This window comes from Alteromonas sp. MmMcT2-2 (assembly GCF_022348305.1).
In the GTDB taxonomy this organism is placed as follows: Bacteria; Pseudomonadota; Gammaproteobacteria; order Enterobacterales; family Alteromonadaceae; genus Alteromonas; species Alteromonas macleodii.
Map to the genome: position 1 here is coordinate 116,143 of NZ_JAKRFA010000002.1, position 22,676 is coordinate 138,818.

Annotated in this window: 19 protein-coding genes and 1 tRNA gene; 7 read left to right on the forward strand and 13 right to left on the reverse strand. The window is 45.3% G+C overall.

The genetic code is table 11. The annotated features are described in order from the left end of the window. Positions 1–1,524: a DUF1343 domain-containing protein gene (locus tag MHM99_RS02700; RefSeq protein WP_239218042.1), complete on the forward strand. Its 1,524-nt coding sequence runs from the start codon at positions 1–3 to the stop codon at positions 1,522–1,524. Positions 1,525–1,683: 159 nt separating this feature from the next. Here the strand turns inward: MHM99_RS02700 and MHM99_RS02705 are convergent, their stop codons facing one another. After that, complete coding sequence (locus tag MHM99_RS02705) at positions 1,684–2,754, reverse strand: mechanosensitive ion channel domain-containing protein (protein ID WP_239218044.1); 1,071 nt, start codon at positions 2,752–2,754, stop codon at positions 1,684–1,686. Between the two features lie 118 nt (positions 2,755–2,872). Beyond that, positions 2,873–4,846, reverse strand: a complete 1,974-nt coding sequence (locus MHM99_RS02710; protein ID WP_239218046.1) for a glycoside hydrolase family 3 N-terminal domain-containing protein — start codon at positions 4,844–4,846, stop codon at positions 2,873–2,875. 196 nt (positions 4,847–5,042) lie between these two features. On the opposite strand from MHM99_RS02710, the gene MHM99_RS02715 reads away from it, so the two are divergent. Beyond that, positions 5,043–6,419 (forward strand): Na+/H+ antiporter NhaC family protein, encoded by a 1,377-nt coding sequence (locus MHM99_RS02715; RefSeq protein ID WP_239218048.1) that lies wholly within the window; start codon positions 5,043–5,045, stop codon positions 6,417–6,419. Positions 6,420–6,495: 76 nt separating this feature from the next. Beyond that, positions 6,496–8,214 carry a gamma-glutamyltransferase gene (gene ggt / locus MHM99_RS02720; protein ID WP_014948114.1) on the forward strand — a complete coding sequence of 573 codons (1,719 nt, stop codon included), beginning with the start codon at positions 6,496–6,498 and terminating at the stop codon, positions 8,212–8,214. A 100-nt stretch (positions 8,215–8,314) separates the two neighbouring features. On the opposite strand, the gene MHM99_RS02725 is transcribed toward ggt, so the two are convergent. Then, entirely contained in the window at positions 8,315–8,785 is a 471-nt protein-coding gene (locus MHM99_RS02725; RefSeq protein WP_014948113.1) for an NYN domain-containing protein, read from the reverse strand. 89 nt (positions 8,786–8,874) lie between these two features. Between MHM99_RS02725 and MHM99_RS02730 the strand changes: the two genes are divergently transcribed. Next, positions 8,875–9,582 carry a PepSY domain-containing protein gene (locus MHM99_RS02730; protein WP_239218050.1) on the forward strand — a complete coding sequence of 236 codons (708 nt, stop codon included), beginning with the start codon at positions 8,875–8,877 and terminating at the stop codon, positions 9,580–9,582. Between the two features lie 52 nt (positions 9,583–9,634). Here MHM99_RS02730 and MHM99_RS02735 read toward each other — a convergent pair whose 3' ends face one another. The 5 genes from MHM99_RS02735 to MHM99_RS02755 form a co-directional block, all read right to left on the reverse strand. Beyond that, complete coding sequence (locus tag MHM99_RS02735) at positions 9,635–10,051, reverse strand: VOC family protein (RefSeq protein ID WP_014948111.1); 417 nt, start codon at positions 10,049–10,051, stop codon at positions 9,635–9,637. A gap of 11 nt (positions 10,052–10,062) precedes the next feature. Beyond that, positions 10,063–11,469 (reverse strand): aldehyde dehydrogenase family protein, encoded by a 1,407-nt coding sequence (locus tag MHM99_RS02740; RefSeq protein WP_110289448.1) that lies wholly within the window; start codon positions 11,467–11,469, stop codon positions 10,063–10,065. Positions 11,470–11,785: 316 nt separating this feature from the next. Then, positions 11,786–13,084: an adenylosuccinate synthase gene (locus MHM99_RS02745; protein WP_014948109.1), complete on the reverse strand. Its 1,299-nt coding sequence runs from the start codon at positions 13,082–13,084 to the stop codon at positions 11,786–11,788. A 504-nt stretch (positions 13,085–13,588) separates the two neighbouring features. After that, on the reverse strand, positions 13,589–13,771 hold the full coding sequence (locus tag MHM99_RS02750; RefSeq protein WP_014948108.1) for a DUF2065 domain-containing protein: 183 nt from the start codon (positions 13,769–13,771) through the stop codon (positions 13,589–13,591). A gap of 56 nt (positions 13,772–13,827) precedes the next feature. Further along, positions 13,828–15,006, reverse strand: a complete 1,179-nt coding sequence (locus MHM99_RS02755) for an aminotransferase class V-fold PLP-dependent enzyme (protein WP_168533614.1) — start codon at positions 15,004–15,006, stop codon at positions 13,828–13,830. A 264-nt stretch (positions 15,007–15,270) separates the two neighbouring features. Between MHM99_RS02755 and MHM99_RS02760 the strand changes: the two genes are divergently transcribed. Further along, a complete protein-coding gene (locus tag MHM99_RS02760; protein WP_014948106.1) occupies positions 15,271–15,699 on the forward strand; it encodes a hypothetical protein in 429 nt (142 codons plus the stop codon). A gap of 153 nt (positions 15,700–15,852) precedes the next feature. Here MHM99_RS02760 and trxA read toward each other — a convergent pair whose 3' ends face one another. Beyond that, entirely contained in the window at positions 15,853–16,722 is an 870-nt protein-coding gene (trxA, locus tag MHM99_RS02765; protein ID WP_014948105.1) for a thioredoxin, read from the reverse strand. Positions 16,723–17,009: 287 nt separating this feature from the next. On the opposite strand from trxA, the gene MHM99_RS02770 reads away from it, so the two are divergent. Together MHM99_RS02770 and MHM99_RS02775 are read left to right on the forward strand one after the other, a co-directional pair. Further along, positions 17,010–17,342: a DUF962 domain-containing protein gene (locus MHM99_RS02770; protein WP_187446954.1), complete on the forward strand. Its 333-nt coding sequence runs from the start codon at positions 17,010–17,012 to the stop codon at positions 17,340–17,342. Positions 17,343–17,625: 283 nt separating this feature from the next. Continuing rightward, positions 17,626–19,734: a S9 family peptidase gene (locus tag MHM99_RS02775; RefSeq protein ID WP_187446953.1), complete on the forward strand. Its 2,109-nt coding sequence runs from the start codon at positions 17,626–17,628 to the stop codon at positions 19,732–19,734. Between the two features lie 200 nt (positions 19,735–19,934). On the opposite strand, the gene MHM99_RS02780 is transcribed toward MHM99_RS02775, so the two are convergent. From MHM99_RS02780 to MHM99_RS02795, 4 genes are all read right to left on the reverse strand, one after another. Then, positions 19,935–21,116, reverse strand: a complete 1,182-nt coding sequence (locus MHM99_RS02780) for a PQQ-dependent sugar dehydrogenase (protein WP_239218052.1) — start codon at positions 21,114–21,116, stop codon at positions 19,935–19,937. A gap of 194 nt (positions 21,117–21,310) precedes the next feature. Beyond that, positions 21,311–21,784, reverse strand: coding sequence for a Dps family protein (locus MHM99_RS02785; protein ID WP_014948101.1), 474 nt, complete (start codon positions 21,782–21,784; stop codon positions 21,311–21,313). Between the two features lie 186 nt (positions 21,785–21,970). Then, a complete protein-coding gene (locus MHM99_RS02790) occupies positions 21,971–22,516 on the reverse strand; it encodes a copper chaperone PCu(A)C (RefSeq protein WP_014948100.1) in 546 nt (181 codons plus the stop codon). Between the two features lie 66 nt (positions 22,517–22,582). Next, positions 22,583–22,658, reverse strand: a tRNA-Thr gene (locus MHM99_RS02795). Positions 22,659–22,676 lie beyond the last annotated feature (18 nt).

Here is a 22,676-nt window from a genome sequence, read left to right on the forward strand (position 1 = left end):
ATGAAAGTTTTAACTTCGGTCACATTGAACAAGGTTGTTAGACGCCTAACGTCGAGCGCATTCATTGCAGTACTTTCTCTAGCACTAATTAGCTTATCGCTTAACGGCTGTGCACAGCAAAGCTTATCTACACATGTATATACAAGCGATACAGATGGCAACGCGAAGCATCCTACATTATTAGAAAAGCAGCCTACACTAGGGGATAAGCAGCCTGTATCCAGCACTAAGCAGTTTACTGTAGGCGCTGAACGCTATTCGAGATACCTGCCCTTGCTAGCAGGTAAACGGGTTAGTTTGGTGGTAAACCAAAGCGCGTTGGTTTCGAGCCACAGCGCATTGCCTTCTAGCACGGTTGAGCCTGAAGAGCGCGAATCGAGCAACAGCTTGGCTACACAAAAAAATAAGATAAAGACAAGCCAGCGCAATCAGCATCTGCTTGATGCCCTACTTCAACGCAGTATTAATGTTGTAAGTATTATGTCGCCGGAGCACGGATTTAGAGGAGACAAAGGCGCTGGCGAAAAAGTAGATAGCAATATTGATGCTAAAACCGGTATACCTATTCACTCCCTTTACGGCGCAACCAAAAAGCCTACCCCCAACATGTTGAATGGCATCGATGTGATTGTTTTCGATATTCAGGATGTAGGCGTACGCTTTTACACCTATTTAAGCACCTTGCACTATGTGTTGGAGGCGGCCTTTGCGCGTAATATCGACGTTATCGTGTTAGATAGGCCAAATCCTAATGGCAGCTATGTTGACGGCCCAGTACTTCAATCTGAATTTTCGTCCTTCATTGGCATGCATCCTATTCCCGTCTTACACGGTATGACCTTGGGCGAACTTGCTCAAATGATTGTGGGGGAACAGTGGTTAGATATTGACGCGAGCAGTTATGACAACGCTAAGCTTACCGTTGTCCCGGTGCAGGACTATCAACGCACTGCACATTATTCATTGCCCGTAGCGCCAAGTCCTAACCTGCCAAACGATTTATCGATACGCCTTTACCCAACGCTGTGCTTTTTTGAGGGCACCGACGTGAGTATAGGTCGCGGCACTGACTTTCCCTTCCAACTTATTGGCCACCCGTTTGTTGAGTTTGGTAAAACCAAGATACCGGTAAATGCAAATAGTGCAGCGCCCCACCCTAAACATGAAAATACTCTGCTAAGTGCACATGTCTTTTCTTATGCTGATCCAACGATCTTGGAAGGCTCTGACTCTAAGCAAACAACTCACAAGCGCTCACCAATTAGTGGCTTAGATATCGCTACATTGATAGATGCCTATTCTCGTTTTTCTGAATATAACAAGGTGATCAGCGCCAGTGATGCCTCTGAAGAAACCTTCTTTACTCGCCCAGATTTCTTCGACAAATTAGCGGGTACCGATGCGCTACGATATCAAATTCAAGCCGGTAAAACGCCTGCAGAAATTCGCCAGAGTTGGCAGAAAGAGTTAAGCAAATTTAGAGAAAAACGAAAAGCATACCTGCTTTACGAAGACACGGATTGATGTACAGATAAACGTTTTTAGCCTTGAGGATTTGAGGTTTCTTATCAAGGTAAATGTGGAGGAAGCGATAGCGATGCCAAACTTAACATACAACATGTAAGTAAACACTCACACCCACATAATCAAAGTTTTATTGGAAGCTAAAAAAGTTAGTGAAAGCTAACCTTCTTCATTTTTTGTTTTTACCAAAGCTGCGAGCTGAGCTTCAGCGGTGGCTTTTTGATGTTTAAGCTCATCTCTGTTTTCGCCGTCACTCTCAGCGATTTTTGCATCAATATCGGCGATCGTCTGCATCAGCGTTTCTTTACTTTTTTCTTTTTGCTCTGCCTCTTCAGCCTTGTCAAAAATAACGTCTTCAGGAGATGCTTCTTCTTGCTTAGTGTGACCAGGCGATTTAGCTATCATTTTCAAACCGTCAGGCTGGGGGCGTTGGTTCATAAAGCTAGGAGAAACAATTTCAATATCGGCATTATGCAAAGCGTCGAGTACGGCTTTGTGAAGCCTTGAGCGCGCGCTCAGCAAACTCTTCACTTCAGTTAGTAGACCTGAAATGCGATAACTTACTGAAAAGTCGCCTAGCCCAACTACTTGTACAAATGGCTCTGACAGCTGGGCATTTTCAGCTGCCACAAGTAAGTGCTTTTCAATAATGCTGTGATGAATATCGTAGCCTAAGCTGATATCCACACTAACAATTGCGCCAGACGCTCTGGTCACAGAAACGGGCGAATTCACCATCAGTGTATTGGCAAAGGCAATAAGCTCTCTGCTCTCAGTCTGAATTTCCACATCGAGCAAGCCCATTTCGGTAACGCGACCGCTGTAGCCTTCTACCTTGATAAAGTCACCCACTTTAAACGGACGATTTACACGAAGTACGATCCCCGCCATCAAATTCCCAACCATAGTGGTAGAAGAAAAGGCAATCACACCTGATATAAGTACGCCGATAAGTGCAATAACCTGATTTCTAGTACTCTCACTTACAGGGAGCGTCATCGCAATTACGACAGCGCCAATGATAGTAAGTACCAACATTCCAACTTGGCGAGGTAACTTTTGCTCACTAGTAAGATGGCTTTGCTTGGCTAGCAGAAGGTAGTGCAGTGCGATGAGCGCACTTATTACCAATACAATAGCGACAAAGAGCGGAACAAAAGGGAACAACGCACTTAATACCGTATCGACTAATGAAGTTTGCGTAGCGCCTGATGTATTTGTTGTATTCACGATAACTCCTTTTAAAATGGCTTTTGAAATGGCTTTTGAAATGACTTTTGGCTTGGCTCTTTGTTCGCACTTAAATGGGCAATATCTTTGGTTTTGGTCTCTGCTTTCGCGTGGCCACCTATTTCAACGAAACAGGTGAACGTCCCTCAGCGAGCGCGCTACCCAGTAATACATCAACCAAAGCATTAAGACTATAGCTCGTAACGTGCTGATTTTCTTTGTCACTTTGCTGTGTAATGTTCACCGCATAACTAAATGTAGCAATAGCAACATCGGCTAGCTCTTTCACGTCATGCGCTTTATATGGCATGCGCAGTGGCGCAAAGACCACGGTTTTATTCTGTGCTTTCGCAGCAACCATTATTTTTTTGCTAAATGCCATCACCTCAGTCTCGCTTGCGCGTCGTTTCACATACTCAGGTAAATCGACTCCTCCTAATTCATAGTTAGCATGTAGCGGGCTAATATTACCAACCACCAGCACGTCAGCTTGTTTTAGTAGATTCATTGCTAATTGGGTTTTAGGTAACGCAGTTAACGGCAAACACGCAAACTCCAGAGTCTTATTGTTGAAGTTGGAACGTGCGCGCGTAAGCGCGGCTTCAAATGCTAAACATCTTGCTGCGTCTGGCATAAGCGCCAACCAGCGATTTGAAGTTATTGGCAACTCATCCTTCCCGAAGAGTACAGATACCGACGATTTAGAAAGCGCTTTCTCAATTTGAATTCCTCTGTTTTTCAAACTGTTAGGGTTATTCATTGAAGCATTTTCTTTCGCTTCATTGTGCCACCATGACATGGGCTTGGAAATAAAACTTTGCAAAGCAAAGCGCTGTTTTGCCTTAATAATACGATTATGAGACGCTCTCAAGAAAGCGCTTTCCGACATTCGATTTGCTGCATTATCCAAAAGTAACGCGAACTTTTTTATGTCGTCTTGGTTTCTTATGGTGAACGGCATAAGCGCAATGTCAGCACCTGCGCTGAATGCACTGACTAATGCTTCTTCATGGGAGAAAAACTGAGTAATACCTGCCATGTCTAACGCGTCAGTAACGATAAGGCCTTGATATCCTAATTGGTTGCGAAGCAAATTGCTTAGTATCTTCTTCGACAAAGTAGCAGGAACTATTTGTGACTTACCATGCTTATCAATAATTGTCGTATCGTCTAAAGACGGGTACTGAATGTGTGCACTCATAACCATTGCAGGAGGCGTTGCACTATTAATGATATTCGCAAAAGGAAGGATGTCACCCGCCATAGCTTGCGCTTTGCTATGCGTTACTTGCGGCAAGCCACTGTGGCTATCTACATGGGTATCACCATGGCCTGGAAAATGTTTGATAGCACTCATTACACCTGTACTTTGCATAGCACTGACAAATGTCTGCCCGAGTGCGGCAACCTGCTCTGGATTTTCCGAAAAGCTGCGTACGTTAATAACGGGGTTCTTCGGCTCGCTATTTACATCAACCGACGGCGCAAAATTGGTGTTTATTCCCAGCGGTAAAAGCGTTTGCCCAATATGCGATGCCACACTTTGCGCAAATGCGCTGCCTCGCTGATGAAAAGTGGCGCCAATGGCCATGTTACCCGCAAACGGCGAGAGCATGTCTGAAGGCAACCTTGCTACTCTGCCCCCTTCTTGATCGACAGCAATAAACAACGGCTGACGACCTGCTTTTACCATATGCTGCTGCATGGTGTAATTGAGCGTAATTAACTGCTCGGTATTTTGAATGTTCTCTGAAAACAAAATAACACCGCCGATGTTGTGCGTACTAAGCACATTTAAAAGTGACGGTGGAATTACGGTCATGGGCGTACGGCAGCGTGATGACGGCGTATTGTCTTCACAGAAATAGCGAAAATCCAAAATGATTTTTTGCCCGAGCATGTTTTTTACAGCGCGAATTGTTTCGTCATCAGCGCTGGGCTTAGGATTATTCGAAGCGTTAGCACTTTCAGATTGAGCGGTTGCGCTAGCAGTAAACAGTGAAGCACTTAATAAAATGAGTATGCCTGACAAGATAGCGCTAAGGCCCATCAATGAAGCACGTTTTTTACAATTAACTTGCTGGAATAACAATGTTTATCTAATCCTTGGTAACACGAAGCACAATACGGTACGCTAGCATAAATGAGAGAAGCATGTTCGCCAACTTTGAACTGCAATCACACATTCTCTTACGCAAATAGACATACCTATAGGGCAAGTAGAGCGTAGTAACTTACCAAAGCTCGACAAGTCCTAGGCACACATAAATTTAAGTTTGGAAAGAAGTATGGATTGGATGTCAGTCATCCCCCCTCTTGTGGCTATTGCCGTCGTCTTTTGGAAAAAAGAAGTCATACTCGCATTAGCGCTGGCGGTTTTGTGCGCGGAAGCGTTAATTTTGGTAAATGCTGATATCGCTAGCAGCTATATGGCGCCCATTAATGCCATAGAGCGCGTGGTTGATACCGCCGCGAGTCCTGGCAATACACGGGTGCTTATTTTCTCTGTACTAGTGGGCGCGTTGCTCGCATTTATACGTGACTCTGGCGGAGTAACGGCAACGGTCAACTTTCTAGTAAACAAAGGGGTAGCAAAGAGTCGCAAACAAGTTGGCGGCTTGACCATGTTCACTGGCATCGCTGTATTCATAGAATCAAACTTAAGTGTGCTCACTGCCGGCATATTCGCCCGAGGTCTGTTTGACCGTTTCGGCATGAGCCGCGCGCGCTTAGCCTACATCATCGACTCCACCAGCGCGCCTGTTTGTATTTTGATTTTATTGAACGGCTGGGGGGCATTTATACTCAGCCTGCTCGATGCATACGAGCTACCAGCTTCGTCAGCCTCAATTTTATGGGGCAGCGTATTTTTTAACTTTTACGCTATCTTCACCTTACTTATTGTGGCCTACACTATTTCCGCTGACAAAGTGCACGGCCCCATGGCTGAGGAAGAAAAAGCACTCACGCATGTAGAGGTTAACCAAACTACGGAACCTGCCACCAAGGCTCGTTTCATGTTGGTACCGCTTTTAATAATGGTATTAAGCATGGTTGGCTTCATGTTCTGGACAGGTAATGGCGTATTGTCTGAAGGCAGCGGGAGCAAATCTGTACTTTACGCTACTGCTTTAGCCACTGCCATTGCCTATGGCCTGCTCTTAATCCACAAACGTTTTACCCACAAGGAAGCGGTAGAAATTGGTTTTAAAGGGATGGGTGAACTACTTCCTCTAGTAACCATAGTGTTACTGTCGTTAACCTTAGGCAATAGCCTTAAGGTGCTTGGAACGGGCGTGTTTGTCGCGGGCATAGTGGGAGAGTATCTTCCTTTAGTGCTTATTGTTCCCATGCTATTTATTGCCGGAGCGATCATGTCGTTTACCACAGGCACGTCATGGGGCACATTCGCCATCCTAATTCCTATTGGTGTGCCGTTGATTCAAAGTTTAGGGTTACCCCCTTCACTGGTCATTGGCGCTATTTTGGGGGGCGGCATATTTGGTGATCACTGTTCACCTATTTCCGACACTACTGCCGTATCTTCGCTAGCAGCAGGTACTGACGTATTAACGCACGTTAAAACTCAGTTTCCCTACGCACTATTTGCGGGCGCACTTACGCTTATTGCCTATTTTGTAGCAAGCTTGATCATGCTTGGTTAATGCCGTTGATTAAAGCTTGCTGGAAGTCAGTTGCTAATCGCAAAGGTTTAGCAATGTCTGTAACAAGGAGTTTGTAATGAAAAAGCGGATAGCTAACGTCGGGTTTATCTCGGTAATAGTGGCATTTATTTCAGTAGTGGCAGCATGTTCCCATGCGCCAAATCCCCCTGTTGATAGTGCTAGCAACAATACAGTAGGGCTTAGCCAACAGGCCGTTGCCATGCCTGACAGCTACAGTGCCGATGCTGCAATGCAGGTACTCCAAGAAGGTGGTAACGCAATTGACGCTGCTATTACGGCACAGTTTGTCTTGGCTGTTACTCTACCTGAGGCGGGCAACGTAGGCGGTGGCGGCTTTATGACAATAAAGTTTGAAGATAACACCGACTTTTTAGATTACCGTGAAATGGCACCTGAAAATGCGCATCGCGATATGTATCTTGACGAGCAAGGTGACGTAAAACCGTACGAGTCTTTGTTTGGGGCTAAAGCGTCTGGCATTCCTGGTACCGTTGCTGGTATGTGGGCCGCGCATAAAAAATACGGCACATTGGATTGGGAGCGTCTACTCGCACCAGCCGTTGATTTGGCCGAGCAAGGTTTTGTGGTTCACGAGAAGCTGGCCAATAACATTGATCACTATATTGAGCGTACCAAAGAAGCAGCTATCAATAACAACTTTAGCGAGTATTTTGCACACGCTAAAGCAGGCACTACCTTCAAACAGCCAGAGCTAGCGAAAACGCTTAAAGCTATTCAGCAACAGGGAAAGGATGGCTTTTATAAAGGCGATGTAGCAAAGCATATTGTTGATTTTATGCAGCAAAACGGCGGACTTATTACCTATGAAGACTTACTGGCTTACAAAGCAGTGTGGCGCAAACCTCTTCACCTAAACTGGCAAGGTTATGAGCTGGTGACCGCACCTCCTCCAAGCTCTGGTGGTGTTGCCGTTGCCCAGTGGATTGGCATGCTAGAAGCCTATGACGCAACGCACGATTTGCCAGCGCAAAACAGTACTGAATACATTCACGTTATGTCAGAAATTGGTAAGCGCGTGTTTGCCGATCGCGCTGAATACATGGGCGATCCTGATTTTGTTAGTGTTCCGGTAAAAGCGCTCACTGACGCTAACTATATTACTCAACGCGCAGCAGATATTCAGCCTACCAGTATTTCTGATACCCCAAGCGTTAAGCCTGGTTTAAAAGAAAGCGAAGATACAACACACTTCTCTATTATGGACAGATGGGGTAACGCTGTTGCTAATACAACGACCATCAACCTTACTTTTGGTAGCGGTGTTGTTGTAACTGGTGCTGGCTTTTTGTTGAATGATGAAATGGACGATTTTAGTGCTAAGCCTGGCGTGCCTAACTTCTTCGGCGCAGTGGGTGGTGAGGCGAATGCTATTGAACCTTACAAGCGCATGCTGTCGTCTATGACGCCAACGCTGGTCACTAAAGACGACCAAGTGGTTCTGGTAACAGGCTCTCCTGGCGGCACTACCATTATTTCGTCAGTAACTCAGTCGCTATTGAATGCCCTGCTTTACGATATGAGCGCTGAAGAAGCCGTGAACTCACCACGTTTTCATCACCAGCTATTGCCCAAAGACACCATTCGTATGCACGACGGGTTTACAGAGGCAACGGTAAATGAGCTTAAAGCAATGGGCTATACCATAGATAACCGTCGCTTTGGTGATGTACATTTAATTAAGCGTACTAAAGAGGGTGTAGAAGCCGCATCTGAAAAAAGCGGACGAGGTAAGAGCCTAGTACAACCATATTAGTACAGCCTTATCAGCACAGGGCTGTTAGCTGAGCCACATTAGTGGAGCTTTGGGGGCTCAGCGTTATTAGTTCAGCCTTGAACAAAGTACAAGCTGAAAACTACAACAACAGCGTGGCGTCGATAGGCACGTACTTAGACGCCACTTTTTGAATACTTTCAGCCGTTAATGCAGGAACACCGTACACCGTTACGGTTTTCCCTTTTGCTTTAAGGGCGTTTACAAGAATATCGAAATCGCCGTCGCCCGACACCAAAATGATCTCATCAACATCGTCGGCGTGTTCAAGTGCATCTACTGTTATACCTACATCCCAGTCACCTTTCGCCGAGCCGTCAGCACGTTGAATGAAAGGCTTTAACTTTACTTCAAATCCAATAGCACGAAGAATGTTTTGAAATTCACGCTGCTTGCTGTCACCCCTGTCTATGGCGTATGCGAAAGCATGGGCTATATCCAAGTTGTAGGTAAGTTCACGCCAAAACTGGTTGTAATTAAAGTTGCGTTTGTACGCCTGACGGCAGGTGTAATACACATTTTGTACGTCTACCAGCACTAATGCTTTATTCAAAACCACCCTCTTCTTCGGTTTACTCGGTTATTGTTTTCTGATGTTATAGCCTTTTGATAATAAAACCAAAAAACCTGATGATGAAATTTATGCGCAAAGCGCACAACTACCTGGGCTTAATACTGTTCATTCAAATTGGTCTATGGTTCTTAAGTGGTCTGGTTATGGCGTGGTTACCTATCGATGAAGTAAGAGGCAACCACTTAAAACACGCCGTCACTACGTCGTGGCACAACGTTACGGTTACCCCTTCAGACATTTTGCGCCACCACAGTAGCGCTGCCGTACTTTCACTTACTCACCGTATAAATGAAGTAGACCATGCTGACCCAAACACGCTTGATGCTATTCCTGTTTATCATGTCGTGGATGACAACATTGCCTATCGCTACAGCGCATTAACAGGTGAAGCTTTGCAAACCATGCAAGAAAGCGCTATTCGTAAAGCAGCAAAAGGGCAATACGCAGGTACTGGCGATATTGGTGAGACCCGGCTATTAAGCGTGTTGCCTCAAGAAGTGCAAAACCTGTCTGCGCCATTATGGCAGGTAAACTTCGATGACGACCTTAATTCGCGGTTTTATATCGACCCAAACACAGGCAGTGTTCTGCGCGTACGTACCGACACATGGCGGCTGTTTGATTTTATGTGGATGCTGCACATAATGGATTATAAGGACAGAAGTAACTTTAACACGCCGTGGTTAATTGCTTTTTCGGGCAGCGCCTTTTTGTTCACCCTTACAGGTGTTGCGCTTTTATATAAGCGCTTCAAACCAAAAAAGAAGAAGCGCTAGCCTAGTATCAGGCAGCTCTTTGATGTACGGCAAAGAGCAACTGCCCCCTTTATTATGAAGCGAAAAGCTGAGAAATATCGGCGAACGCTTTGAACTCTAAGGCGTTGCCGAAAGGGTCTTTGAAAAACATAGTGGCTTGTTCGCCCGGCTTTCCTTTAAAACGAATATAAGGTGCGATAACAAACTCGGTATCGGCAGCCTCTAATTTACTTGCCAGTGCTTGCCAATCGTCCATGGTTAGCACAACGCCAAAGTGCGGCACCGGCACAGCATGATCGTCTACCCCGTTATGTGAAGGTGGCGACGGCATAGCCTCTACACAGTGGGTCACTAATTGATGCCCAAAGAAGTTCCAATCTATCCACTGGGTGTCACTGCGGCCCTTTTCACAACCCAACAACTCACCGTAGAACGCTTCTGCGTCGGTTAAATTAGTGACCGGAATGGCAAGATGAAAAGGTTGAACCATGAAAACTCCTGTTATAAAAACTTCTTAAGCAACGACAGCTTAAACTTAGAAAACGGTGCATAACGAAAGAACACGTCGAGGGCGAATGAACGTTTCATTACCGTTTTAATATGGCTGAATGTATCAAAACCTGCTTGGCCATGATAGCTACCCATGCCGCTATTTCCTACGCCACCAAACGGCAACTCAGGGTTAGTCATAAACAGCATAGTGTCGTTAGTACACACACTGCCTGAACTGGTTTTGCTGATAATATTATCAAGCACATCGTCCTTATCACTAAATGCATAAAGTGCGAGTGGCTTAGGCCTGCTGTTCACAAACTTAATGCCCGCCTCCATGTTGTCGACAGTGATAATAGGTAGAATAGGGCCGAAGATCTCTTCTTTCATTAATGGGCTATCTAGCGATGGCTCCAGTACAAGGGTAGGCGCCATTGCTGGACGAGATTCATCTAGCTCGCCGCCATACACCACATTGACGTTTTCAAGGTAATTTTCAAGACGCTTTAAGTGACGATGATTAACGATATTGCCGTAATCTCGTGACGATAAAGGTGCTTTGCCGTATTGCTTTTTCAGCTCTTTTTTAACCGCATCGATAAGCTTTTGCTCAAAGCCCTTTTCAACAATGACATAGTCAGGCGCAATACAAGTTTGGCCCGCATTCATCCATTTACCCCACACTAAACGGCGCGCGGTGACAGCAAGGTTTGTGTTTTTATCAACAAAGCAGGGACTTTTACCGCCAAGCTCAAGGGTTACTGGCGTTAAATGTTTGGCCGCGGCGCTCATGACAATTTTGCCCACCACTTCACCACCGGTGTAAAAAATATGGTCCCATTTGCAGGCAAGTAGCGCCGTCGCTTCATCTTTACCGCCTTCTATTACGGCAACGCATGAATTATCCATATATTGGGGGATAAGCTTAGCCACCAGCGACGAGGTTTCTTCAGCCAATTCAGAGGGTTTCAATACCGCACAGTTGCCCGCTGCAATAGCGGCGATATAAGGGGCAAGCAATAACTGAAGCGGATAATTCCACGCTCCGATAATAAGCACAGTGCCAAGCGGCTCAGGCTTGCGAAAGCTCTTACCTGGCCATGCCACCATGGGCGTTGATACTTTGCGTGGCTTTGCCCATTTATCCAAATGCTTAAGCGTATGCTTGATATCAGAAAGCAGAAACCCTTGTTCCGCTACCATGGCTTCGGTCTTACATTTGCCCAGGTCATTTTTAAGGGCCTGCAAAATGTCGTGCTGGTTGTCTTTCAGTAAAGTTTCTAATGCCTTTAACTGGCTTTTACGCCACTCCAAGGACTGGGTTTTCCCTGTATCGAAACTGTCGTTAAGCTTGTGAACAACGTCAACGAAACACACGCCAGTTTCCACTGCGTGAAGAGAAGGTCTATTTGGCATAAGAAGGCTCCGATAGCATAACACCCACTGCAACAATTCTATGGCTCATCTTAAGACTGTTGTCAGGCAAAGCAGCGCAATAATTAACTGATACTATCTTATATTAATAGGGATGTTCGAAGACAACGCAACTAAATTGTTAATTAATGTTTAATGAGCTCGTATTTTAGGTGAAAGTGGCTGACGTTACACTTAAGAAGTATAAAAAGTTAACGTTGAAGCAATAACAAGATTATATAAAAGTAAAAGGTCGAAAAATTACAAACAAAAAAGCCCAGTGAACACTGGGCTTTTAAACATATTTAATGTGAAACTATTACGCGTCGTACGGGCTGCGTAAAACGATAGTTTCGTTTCTGTCAGGGCCTGTTGAAACGATATCAACCGGCACACCTGTTAGCTCTTCAAGACGCTTAATGTAGTTTTTTGCAGCTTGTGGAAGCGCTTCAAACTCAGTTACACCAAAGGTGTTATCTGTCCAACCCGGCATTTCTTCATAAACTGGGGTTACTTTTTCGTAACCGTCAGCCGCCATAGGTGGAACGTCTTTCACGTTGCCGTCTGCATCTTTGTAGCCTACACAAATTTGAAGGCTTTCAAGACCGTCTAGCACGTCAAGCTTGGTTAAACAGAAACCTGTAATAGAGTTGATTTGTACTGCGCGTTTCATCGCAACTGCATCGAACCAACCCGTGCGGCGCTTACGACCTGTGGTCGCGCCAAACTCGTGACCTTTAACACCTAAGTGTTGGCCTACTTCACATTCTAGTTCAGTAGGGAAAGGACCTGAGCCTACACGCGTAGTGTATGCTTTAACAATACCCAGTACGTAATCTAGCTTAAGTGGGCCAAAGCCAGCACCCGTTGCTACACCACCAACGGTAGTGTTTGACGACGTAACATAAGGATAAGTACCGTGATCGATGTCTAGAAGTGTACCTTGTGCACCTTCAAACATAATAGGCAAGCCAGCATTGTGTGCTTTGTCTAGTTCGTCAGTTACATCAACAACCATTGCTTTAAGAATGTCAGCAACTTCCATTGCACCTTTTAAGGTTTCGTCAAAGTCTACTGCTTCTTCGCCATAGTACTGCGTAAGCGTGAAGTTATGCACGTCTAGCACTTCTTTCAGCTTTGCTGCGAAGTCTTCTGCATTAAACAAGTCGCCAACGCGTAATCCACGACGGGCTACTTTATCTTCATACGCTGGACCGATACCACGACCCGTTGTACCAATTGCTTTTGCGCCGCGGGCTTTTTCGCGCGCTACGTCTAGTGCAATGTGATAAGGAAGAATAAGCGGACAAGCTTCACTAATCTTTAATCGCTCGCGCACTGGAACGCCACGCTCTTCAAGCATAGTCATTTCTTTCATTAGTGCGTCAGGGCTTAGCACAACACCGTTACCAATAATACAGGTAACATTATCGCGTAGGATGCCTGATGGGATTAAGTGAAGTACGGTTTTTTCACCGTCGATTACTAGAGTGTGACCTGCATTGTGTCCGCCTTGGTAACGAACAACATATTTTGCGCGATCAGTGAGTAGGTCTACGACCTTGCCTTTACCCTCGTCACCCCATTGAGTGCCGAGTACCACAACGTTCTTTGCCATGAATCATATGTGTAAGAAAATTAGGCGGGGATTCTACAAAATTCTAGGGCAAGGATCATCTCTTTTTCGAACAAAAATACGACTATTTTATTTTTATTTTTGAAATCACAAAGATGACCCACTGCCGCTCGAGCCTTTTTGAAATAAGGCTTGGCTTCTTATTTTTCAGCACAAACATTCTAAGACGCTAATTTTTAAAGCTTTCTAAACATTACCTGGTAAAAAAGCTGAACAGACGGTCTATCGCAGTCTGCGCTATGCCCCATTTATATAACGTTTTGCTATTATTCGCGGGCATTGGATGCTTAAAAGCTAATGAGGTATTCAAAGGGCTGAAAATATACCTCTGAATGTTGAATACAGGTTTAAGAGCACACTTTTCAGTCAACGGTAAAGTCGCGCTCCTTTTCGTACTATGTATTATGGTAAAGCGTGTGGCAGTGTTTAATGAGGTCCGTTTTCACACCGCTTCACGTCTCTTAATGCCTAGATCTGGGCGCTAACTCAACTGAAATAAAACAGCAGTAGTGCGCCTATTATCACAAGGGTTCCGCCAATTTGACGCAGTTGATTGCTGGGCTGTTGGCTTATCTGAAGTAAATAATTGCGCCATTTATTAGGAAAAAGAAGCGGCCCTATTCCTTCTATAATAAGTACCAACGCTAAAGCGGGTAGTAGCCACTCCATAAAACTATCCTTAAATAAGTGTGACGTTAATATTTACGTATGTTTAAAGCAACGACTTACGCTTTCTGATTCAGTGCGGTTAAATCAATGTACTCAGGGGTGTGGTACAGACCAAAACCAAACCGTAAGCGGTTTCCTCTAAAATCGGTAAGGATATGGTGCTCTTTAAGCGCTGAAGCAAGGGCTTTTGTTTCATCGGCACTATCTAATTCAAAGGTAAGGAAATGCCCTCGGTTTGCTTCATCACTTACTGCTAGATGTTTTTCGTTTAGCAAGGGATGGTTGCAGGTAGCAAGTTTCTCTAGAAATGTGCGCTGCATGCCCATTACGTATTCGTTAACTGTAGCGACATCAATGCCATTGTCGTCGAACATACGAAGCACGGCTCTTAATCTGTAGAGCGCGGTAAAATCCATCGTCGCACCGGCAAAGCGCATTCCATCTAGGCTATATTGAACGCTGTCTTTGCCGCCAACCTTACGAGGCTTATCTAGCTCGCCAAACTCTGCAAACCAGCCTGTATATGCGGGTCTTAGCTCACAGCCCACGGGTACGTGCGCAAAACATGCGCCTTCTCCTGCCTGAGCATATTTGTAACTACCGGCAAGATAAAAGGCTCGGTGGGCAATGTTCGCTATATCGGTAGGCTTTGCCATAAACCCGTGATAGCCATCAACCACAATAAGGGTATTGTCGTTAGTTACGCTATTTACGATATCTGTGACATCGTTCACCACGTATCCGGAATTAAAAAACACCTGACTAAAGAAAACCAGCTCGGGATCGTGTTCGGCAATGGCGGCTTTAAAGCGCGACGCAAACGTATCGTAGGGTTTAGTAGGTACGGTAATAAGTTCTATCGCACCCTGCTCTTGCATCCTACTCGCTTGGCGCTGAAAACTGTGAAACTCGCTGTCTGTCGACACTACTTTATAAGGCGCAGCACTATCGATGCAGCTCATTACGCGATAAAGCAGCTCATGGGTATTGGGCGCAAAAACGATTTGCTGTGGTGCTCCAGTGTTCAGTATGTTGCTAATGCGCTGCTGTAGCTCTGGCACTAAAGTTTGGAAGAAATATCCCCATTTTTCGTCAACATACTTAGCGCTGTCATTCCAGTAGTTGAGCATTGCATCACGCGTGCAGTCGGGCCAAAAGTAGTGGCTGTGACATGCATAGTGCTGTTTACCTTTGTTCGCATTAAGAAAACCCGTATAAAAATGCTGATATGCCATGCTCTATTACCCAATATAAAAACTGCGTAAACCCTATCAAATTTCTACCTTTTTCGCATGAATCTGCGCCTGCAACAAAACATTTATTTACAAATTAAGTGTAAATTGTTTTGCCCAAATCGACGTGCTTAGTGATATTTCTTATATAAACACAATCACAGCAAATTTTAAGAACTCTGCTATACCCTATAGAGGCAAGATGTTTTTGTTAGCCGAGTTAGCAAGCTCCGTCTGTTCCACGCAGACAAACATTAAAGGTATTTTATGCGTTTTCCTAAATACGGAAATTATTCATTGGATGTCTCAGGTAACGTACTTGAGGTGTTTGCAACCGGGGCGTGGAACCTGAAAACGACAGAGTTTTTTATAGAAGAAATGCATGAACTTATCGCTAAGTTCGACAATAAGCCTTGGGCTGCCCTAATGGACGGACGCCGCTGGGTGCTTTCTACGCCTGAATGCCAAACCCGTTTAGCAGAAGCAATAAAGGTGAACATTTCGCGAGGGCTCACACGCTCAGCTTACGTGCTGGATACCGGAATGGTTAGGCGGGCCCAATTAGAACGAACCCACCCATCTAAGCACCGTGACGCTGAATCAGCTAACTACGAGCGCGATTATTTTCAAAAGTATTTCGAAGCACTTAATTGGCTGCACAAAGAGGGGTTCTCCCCTATTCTCTCGCCTAAATAAATACAGCAATCGAAGTAGAAATACACACGGTGACACTCGTCAGCATGTGTTCTCGTTCACCTGCAAGCACCAGCACGAACCTCGTACAGTCAATTTATCAAAGTCAGACTCGACTCATTGTCCCCTACGACAGCCGCTAAAATGCTGACGTTGTTAGTACAATAAGCTGTAAACTTTTCGGCGGTATTCCGACTTCAACGGGTCGCCGTCGGCAAGCGCATTCACCATATCCATCATTAGCTTTCTGGCGTCGCCAAACCCAAGTTCTTTCTTTAACACACTATAAAGAAGCTCTAGTGCATCTTGTGCTTTGTTCGCTTGCTGCAACTGTACCGCTAAATCAACTTTAAGCTGCAAGTCGTCTGGGTTCGCTTCTACCGCTGCTTGAAGCTGACGAATTTCAGGAGTGTCGGCGGCTTGTTCTGCCAATTCAATTTTTCCCGCTAAGCTCTTATAGCGAGAGTCTTGATCAACCAACTTAATTTCTTCCAATAACGCTTTGGCTGTATCGATAGATCCGGTCTCGATATAGCAATCAATAAGCATATATTTAGCGTTTACGTTATCTGGGTTAAGCGCTAGGGCTTCTTTAGCTGCGGGCAGTGCCTCTGCATAATCACCTTGCTGAATCGCTTTGCCAGCAGTGGCAAGTAGATCGTCTTCAGGATTAGGCAAATATTTAGCGAGCATTTCGCGAATTTGCTGCTCAGGTTGCACACCCGCAAAGCCGTCAACAGGCTGACCATTTTGCACCACCATCACCGTTGGTAGACTTCTAATACCAAACTGTGCAGCGACTTCTTGCTGGGCTTCGCAGTCTACTTTAGCAAGGATCAAGTGCTGGCTGTATTCACCCGCCAGCTTTTCCAAAATAGGCATAAGGTCTTTACAGGGCTCGCACCAATCTGCCCAAAAATCAATTAGCACCAGCTTATCTTGCGACGCTTCAATGATGATTTGTTGAAAGTTTTCTACCGTAATATCTACGATGGTTGCTTGGCTATTCGCAACGAGATTTTCCATAACGCAGGCCTTTAATTTCTTGTATTGAGAGGAATATGGGGCAGACGTCCTGAAATTACAAGGTTAAGGTAGGCTATCTTTGGTCACCGCGCCTTGCACTAGGAAGCGCTTCTTAATTCGCCACTTTGTTGATCTGCGCCAGTGAGCACGCATGTTTGCAAAAACTCATTCTCTTTTTGTCGTATTCACGACAATCTATTTCAGAATAGAATGTTAACGTAGTGTAAACTACTGCTACTAAGTCACTCTACTTCTATAAAATACATGCTTATGGCCGAGAGGGTTTTATGTCTACACAAACAAGCGCTGACACGCATTTTGCTTCATTCAAAGAGTTTTACCCGTTTTATTTAAATGAACATAGAGATAGTAAATGCCGCACGCTTCATTTTATCGGCTCGTGGCTGGTTCTCGGCGTTATAGCACTAGCAGTATTTATGGCTAGCTGGTCGCTACTGTGGTTTATTCCGCTAGTAGGTTACGGTTTCGCTTGGGTAGGTCATTTCTTCTTTGAGAAAAATCGCCCTGCGACATTTAAACACCCGCTTTACAGCCTAATGGGCGACTGGGTCATGTTTAAAGATATTCTTGTGGGCAAAATTAGCCTTAAAGGCGAATAAAGCTCAAATGACTTAAAGGACGGCCAGCCCTCTATTAATAATGACAACTGCCATTGCTAGCGCCCTGCGTTGTTAAACGTTGCGCTTAATGTTGGATATGTAATTTTAACGGACAATCCAGCCTCTTCACCGCACGCGCTTTACATAAAAGAAACGAAAGCGATATGGTTAGAGACAACGTTCGCAGGTTGCTACATTTGCGTTAGGATTTACGCTAAGCACACGACAGCGAACATTCTACCTATCGCGCTCAGCGCAAAAAACAATAACAAAAGGAACAACGATGTTTGCGTCTCGTTTCGCCCTTCGACCAGTACGAAAAGGCTTATGTGTTACCTCGACTGCATTATCACTATTGGTTTTAGGTATAAGTCAGGCCAATGCATTGCAGGAATCTGCCTCTGATTCGACTAGCTTAAATGCGCTGACATACGATGACACCTTTAACTTAGAATTTGTGGCCAACCCACAGTTTCTTAATAAGGATACGGTAATTTATTCTCGTCAGAGCATGGATGTCATGACTGACGGAAGACAAAGCCGACTTTGGCAAGTAAATATTAAATCCGGTGAGCATCGCCCGTTTATTGGTGTAGATGAAAACTTGTCACAGGCTACCTTATCGCCCAACGGTAAAATGGTGGCATATACAAAATCGGTCAACGGCCGCGCACAAATCCATCTCTATTACTTAGATACCATGCAGTCTGTGCGCTTGACCAACACCAGCGAAGCACCTCGTCAGTTAACCTGGTCTCATGACAGCAAAACCTTAGCCTTCACCCAGTTTACCGAAGAAAAGCAAAAGCCATTGTTTACCGGCATGCCGAGCAAGCCTAAAGGAGCAAAGTGGGCTGACCAAGGCACCTATATTGATGCGGTGCAGTATAGAGGTGACGGAAGAGGCTACTTGCGTGAAGGCTTTGACCAGATATTTGTTCTGCCTGTTGAAGGCGGTACGCCGCGTCAGTTAACAACTGGAAAATTCCCTAGCGGCGGCACCCTTTCTTTCTCTAAAGAGAATGACTGGATTTATTTCGCCACACCACAACGAGAAGACTACGCGCTGCACCCTTTGTTTAGCGACATCTATAAAGTGAATGTGAATACAGCGGCAGTTGAACAAGTTACCGATATCGAAGGGCCTGAAGGTAGACCAACCTTGAGTCCCGACGGAAAATACCTTGCATTTACTCAGCTCAACGACAGAAAGCTTTCTTATCAGAATGGCGACCTTGTGGTACTTGAGCTTGAAAGTGGTGACATCAGCCGCTTAACTACGTCACTAGATAGAAGCTTAGGCAAATTTGAGTGGCGCAAAGACAGCCGAGGATTAATCTTTTCTTACCTTGATCACGGCGAAACGAAACTTGCTGCAGTGAACCTGAAAGGCGATGTGAAACCTATCGACGTTAGCATAGGTGGACAAGCGTTTGGACGCCCTTACACGTCGGGCGACTTCGCAGTTAGTGATAAAGGCGATATTGTTTACACCACGGCAAGCCGCTCTGTGCCTGGCGACCTGGCGCTTTATAAAAAAGGCAAAGACGATACACAACTTACCGATTTAAACAGCGATGCACTTGGTCATAAAACGCTGGCAGAAGTACAAGACCTTTCCGTAGTATCAAGTGTGGACGAGCTACCTATCGACGCATGGATTGCTTTGCCACCAGGATTTGATAGCAGCAAAAAATACCCGCTAATTTTAGAAATTCATGGCGGCCCACATGCAGCCTACGGCCCTCACTTTGCCATGGAAATTCAGCTAATGGCCGCGCAAGGTTATGTGGTTGTATGGTCCAACCCAAGGGGCAGTAGCTCTTACGGTGAAGACTTTGGTAATTTGATCCACCATAACTACCCATCAGAAGATTATAACGACCTAATGGATGTGGTAGACGCGGTTGTTAAGCAAGGCTATATAGATTCAGAGAATCTGTTTATTACTGGCGGCTCAGGCGGCGGAACCCTTACCGCATGGTCCATTGGTAAAACTGACCGCTTTAGTGCAGCTGTTGTGGCGAAGCCGGTTATTAACTGGATGAGCTTTTCATTGACTGCCGACGCGTACCCGTACTTTAGCAACTACTGGATGGCAGATATGCCATGGACTATCGCGGATAAGTTATGGCAGCGTAGCCCTTTGAGCTTAGTGGGCAACGTAGTAACACCCACTATGCTGCTAACCGGTGAAGCCGATCACCGTACGCCAATTAGCGAGACAGAGCAGTATTATCAAGCGTTGAAGTTACAAGGTGTCGATGCTGCAATGGTACGAATTCCAGGGGCTTCACACGGCATTGCAAGCCGCCCTTCTCGCTTGATACAGAAAGTAGGAAATATTGTGGCGTGGTTTGAACGCTACAAGAAGAATAACGACGGCGAATAAGTCAATACGAGACCCGATGTCCTTATAAATAAAAAAGGCGCTTACTTCATTTTACAATAACAATGAAGTGGCGCCTTTTCTCATTCTGCGTCTTATACCAGAATTTGAAAGGGAACAGCCATTCCTGCATTCCCACGCTTCGCTATGAAGCTTGCCAGCGCCTTCTGAGTGAGCACTTATCTATGCGGACTGGTATTATGCTATTTGGTTAACTTTAATACTTTGCCGTTCGGTGCGTCGGTCAGTAAGTAAATGGCACCTTCTGGGCCAACTTCAACGTCGCGAATACGGGCGTGATTGTCACGAACATATTCAAACTGCTCTGCGGGCTTTCCATCTTCTACTTTTATGCGACGAAGGTGAGTAAACTTCAACGACCCCACCAGTACATCCCCGTTCCATTCTTTGAACATTTCACCTTGGTAGAAAGTTAGGCCGCTTGGCGCAATTGATGGGTCCCAATACACCCAAGGCTGCTTCATGCCATCCATATGGGTTTTGTCGCTGATAATGTCGCCACTATAGTCAACACCATAGGTAATCACAGGCCAACCGTAGTTTGCACCGCGTTCAAGGATATTGATTTCATCACCACCTTTCGGGCCATGCTCCATCGCCCATACCGCACCAGTTTCAGGATGAATAGTAACGCCTTGCACGTTGCGGTGACCATAGCTGAATATTTCAGGGGCTTTGCCGTCTGTGAATGGGTTATCTTCTACTGCGCTGCCGTCACGGTTTATGCGTACAATTTTACCGAAGTGGTTATCGGTGTTCTGCGCTTCTTTCATGTACTTGTAGCGGTCGCCCATGGTGATGTACAAGTGCTTTTTAGCATCGAACGCTAAACGACAGCCAAAGTGAAAGCCGTTATCCACAATTGAGTCGGCACTAAAGATAACGTCAACATTTTCAAGGCCTGAGTCGGTAAGCTTAGCCTTTGCAACACTGCTACTGCTGCCCGGCTTGCCCTCAACCTCACTCACTTTGCTGTAACAGAAGTAGATAGTGTTGTTGCTGGCAAAATCCGGGTCGATAGCGATGTCCAACATACCACCTTGGTTTTGCGCAACCACCTTAGGCACATTACCTAGACGTCCTGACAACTTACCGTCTTTTGATAAACGCTGAATGCCACCTTCACGTTCCGTAACTAGCAGATCGCCATTTGGCAAAAATGCCATTCCCCAAGGATGAACAAGCCCTCCAGCGAGCGTGGTTACGGTAATATCGCTGTCGGTGATTTCATGCGCTTCGCCATGTTTATGATCTCCGTGAGCTAAAGCGGATTGGCTGATCGTAAGCGCCAATACACAAGTAAGTGACTGCGCTAGCGCGCTCACAGGTTTGAATGGTACAGCTAAAATAGTTGATGGTTTCATCGCTAGGAGCCTCATTTTAAAAAGCCGTGTGCGCGTTCACACAGGCTTCTTCTATTATTCTTAGTGGAAGGCAGTATACAAAAAAGGGCACAGCGCTGCTGTACCCTTTGTGATAATTTTACTTGCTTATGCGATAAAGGTGACTGGCCGATTAAGCCTATGTTAAATCACTGTCACCGCACTTATATAGCGATTTACTTCGGTAATGTTGCACGAAGCATCCACGCAGTTTTTTCATGAACGCGCATACGATCGCCAATTAACGCTGCAGATGACTCATCGTCTGCGTCTTGCGCTAGCTTTAACGATTCACGGCAGGTTTTCACAACTTGCTCATGACCGTGAGTTAACAATCTCACCATTTCCGTCGCTTCAGGTACACCTTCCACTTCTTCAATTGAACTAAGCTCAGCGAACGACTTATATGTGCCCGGTGCAGCAACACCTAGAGTACGAATACGCTCTGCAATTTCGTCTACCGCTTCGGCAAGCTCTGTGTAATGCTCTTCGAACATTAGGTGCAATTCACGGAACTGCGGACCTTCTACATTCCAGTGAAAATTATGCGTTTGAAGGTACAAAGTGTAAGAGTCGGCCAATAGCTTTTTAAGACCTTCTGCTACTGCGTTACGATCGCTCTCAGAAATACCAATATCAATCTTGCTCATGTCACACTCCTTAACGTTAAAACCCTTTTTAGATTTACCTTCAGTCCATTCATCGGCGCTGAAAAATCTTGGTTTAAATAATATAAGTTAATAGTACTACAGAAATTTTGATTTAGATTAACGGTTTAGTTGATTGCATTCATCGCATTAATCGATGACTTTATACATTCTGCCTCAGCCACTCTATTAATGGTGGTGATGGTGGCTTTCGCCCGCTTCTTTTTTAACAGGTAGCAAAACCGGTAGTTCACTCCCATCGCTAAATGTGAGGGTTAGTGCTACTTCGCTGCCCTCTTCTAATCCTTTGGTCAGCCCCATCAACATGATATGACGGCCGCCTGATTCAAAAGAGGCCATTTCGCCCGCTTTTATTATAACGCCGTCAGTTAGCTCACGCATTTTCATCACGTCTTCCTCCATCACCGTTGTGTGGATTTGCGCTTCACTTGCTACATCGCTTGATACTGAAACAGACGTCAGTGTTTTATCGCTGTCACCATGATTATGCAAAGTAAAGTACACTGCGCCGGTTTTTGCCAAAGCAAAGGTCGCTCTGGCATAACCATTCATTACCATTACTTCTGATTGCTTACTGGCGTGCTTGTGCTGCTCTTTTGGCATGTGATGGTTATCATGGTCATTGCCATGCGCGTAAATAGTCGCAGACATGCTTAAAGAAAATAAGCCAGTTACGATAACTAACGGTTTAAGTGATTTGGAAAAAAATGACATACAGTCTGCTCCGAATGAATACCCGTAAGCAAGTGTACGTAAGATTGGCATAGGAAAAAAGAAAAATGGTGCCGACTGCCGGAATCGAACTGGCGACCTACTGATTACAAGTCAGTTGCTCTACCAACTGAGCTAAGTCGGCACACTTTAAAAACCGCTG

Excerpts from the sequence above, each read along its gene's own strand:
- MHM99_RS02755 (WP_168533614.1), bottom strand. The coding sequence starts at position 15,006 with ATGGCATATCAGCATTTTTATACGGGTTTTCTTAATGCGAACAAAGGT.
- MHM99_RS02745 (WP_014948109.1), bottom strand. The coding sequence starts at position 13,084 with ATGGCAAAGAACGTTGTGGTACTCGGCACTCAATGGGGTGACGAGGGT.
- MHM99_RS02715 (WP_239218048.1), top strand. The coding sequence starts at position 5,043 with ATGGATTGGATGTCAGTCATCCCCCCTCTTGTGGCTATTGCCGTCGTC.
- MHM99_RS02785 (WP_014948101.1), bottom strand. The coding sequence starts at position 21,784 with ATGAGCAAGATTGATATTGGTATTTCTGAGAGCGATCGTAACGCAGTA.
- ggt (WP_014948114.1), top strand. The coding sequence starts at position 6,496 with ATGAAAAAGCGGATAGCTAACGTCGGGTTTATCTCGGTAATAGTGGCA.
- MHM99_RS02770 (WP_187446954.1), top strand. The coding sequence starts at position 17,010 with ATGTCTACACAAACAAGCGCTGACACGCATTTTGCTTCATTCAAAGAG.
- MHM99_RS02780 (WP_239218052.1), bottom strand. The coding sequence starts at position 21,116 with ATGAAACCATCAACTATTTTAGCTGTACCATTCAAACCTGTGAGCGCG.
- trxA (WP_014948105.1), bottom strand. The coding sequence starts at position 16,722 with ATGGAAAATCTCGTTGCGAATAGCCAAGCAACCATCGTAGATATTACG.
- MHM99_RS02700 (WP_239218042.1), top strand. The coding sequence starts at position 1 with ATGAAAGTTTTAACTTCGGTCACATTGAACAAGGTTGTTAGACGCCTA.
- MHM99_RS02740 (WP_110289448.1), bottom strand. The coding sequence starts at position 11,469 with ATGCCAAATAGACCTTCTCTTCACGCAGTGGAAACTGGCGTGTGTTTC.
- MHM99_RS02750 (WP_014948108.1), bottom strand. The coding sequence starts at position 13,771 with ATGGAGTGGCTACTACCCGCTTTAGCGTTGGTACTTATTATAGAAGGA.
- MHM99_RS02775 (WP_187446953.1), top strand. The coding sequence starts at position 17,626 with ATGTTTGCGTCTCGTTTCGCCCTTCGACCAGTACGAAAAGGCTTATGT.
- MHM99_RS02735 (WP_014948111.1), bottom strand. The coding sequence starts at position 10,051 with ATGGTTCAACCTTTTCATCTTGCCATTCCGGTCACTAATTTAACCGAC.
- MHM99_RS02760 (WP_014948106.1), top strand. The coding sequence starts at position 15,271 with ATGCGTTTTCCTAAATACGGAAATTATTCATTGGATGTCTCAGGTAAC.
- MHM99_RS02790 (WP_014948100.1), bottom strand. The coding sequence starts at position 22,516 with ATGTCATTTTTTTCCAAATCACTTAAACCGTTAGTTATCGTAACTGGC.
- MHM99_RS02730 (WP_239218050.1), top strand. The coding sequence starts at position 8,875 with ATGCGCAAAGCGCACAACTACCTGGGCTTAATACTGTTCATTCAAATT.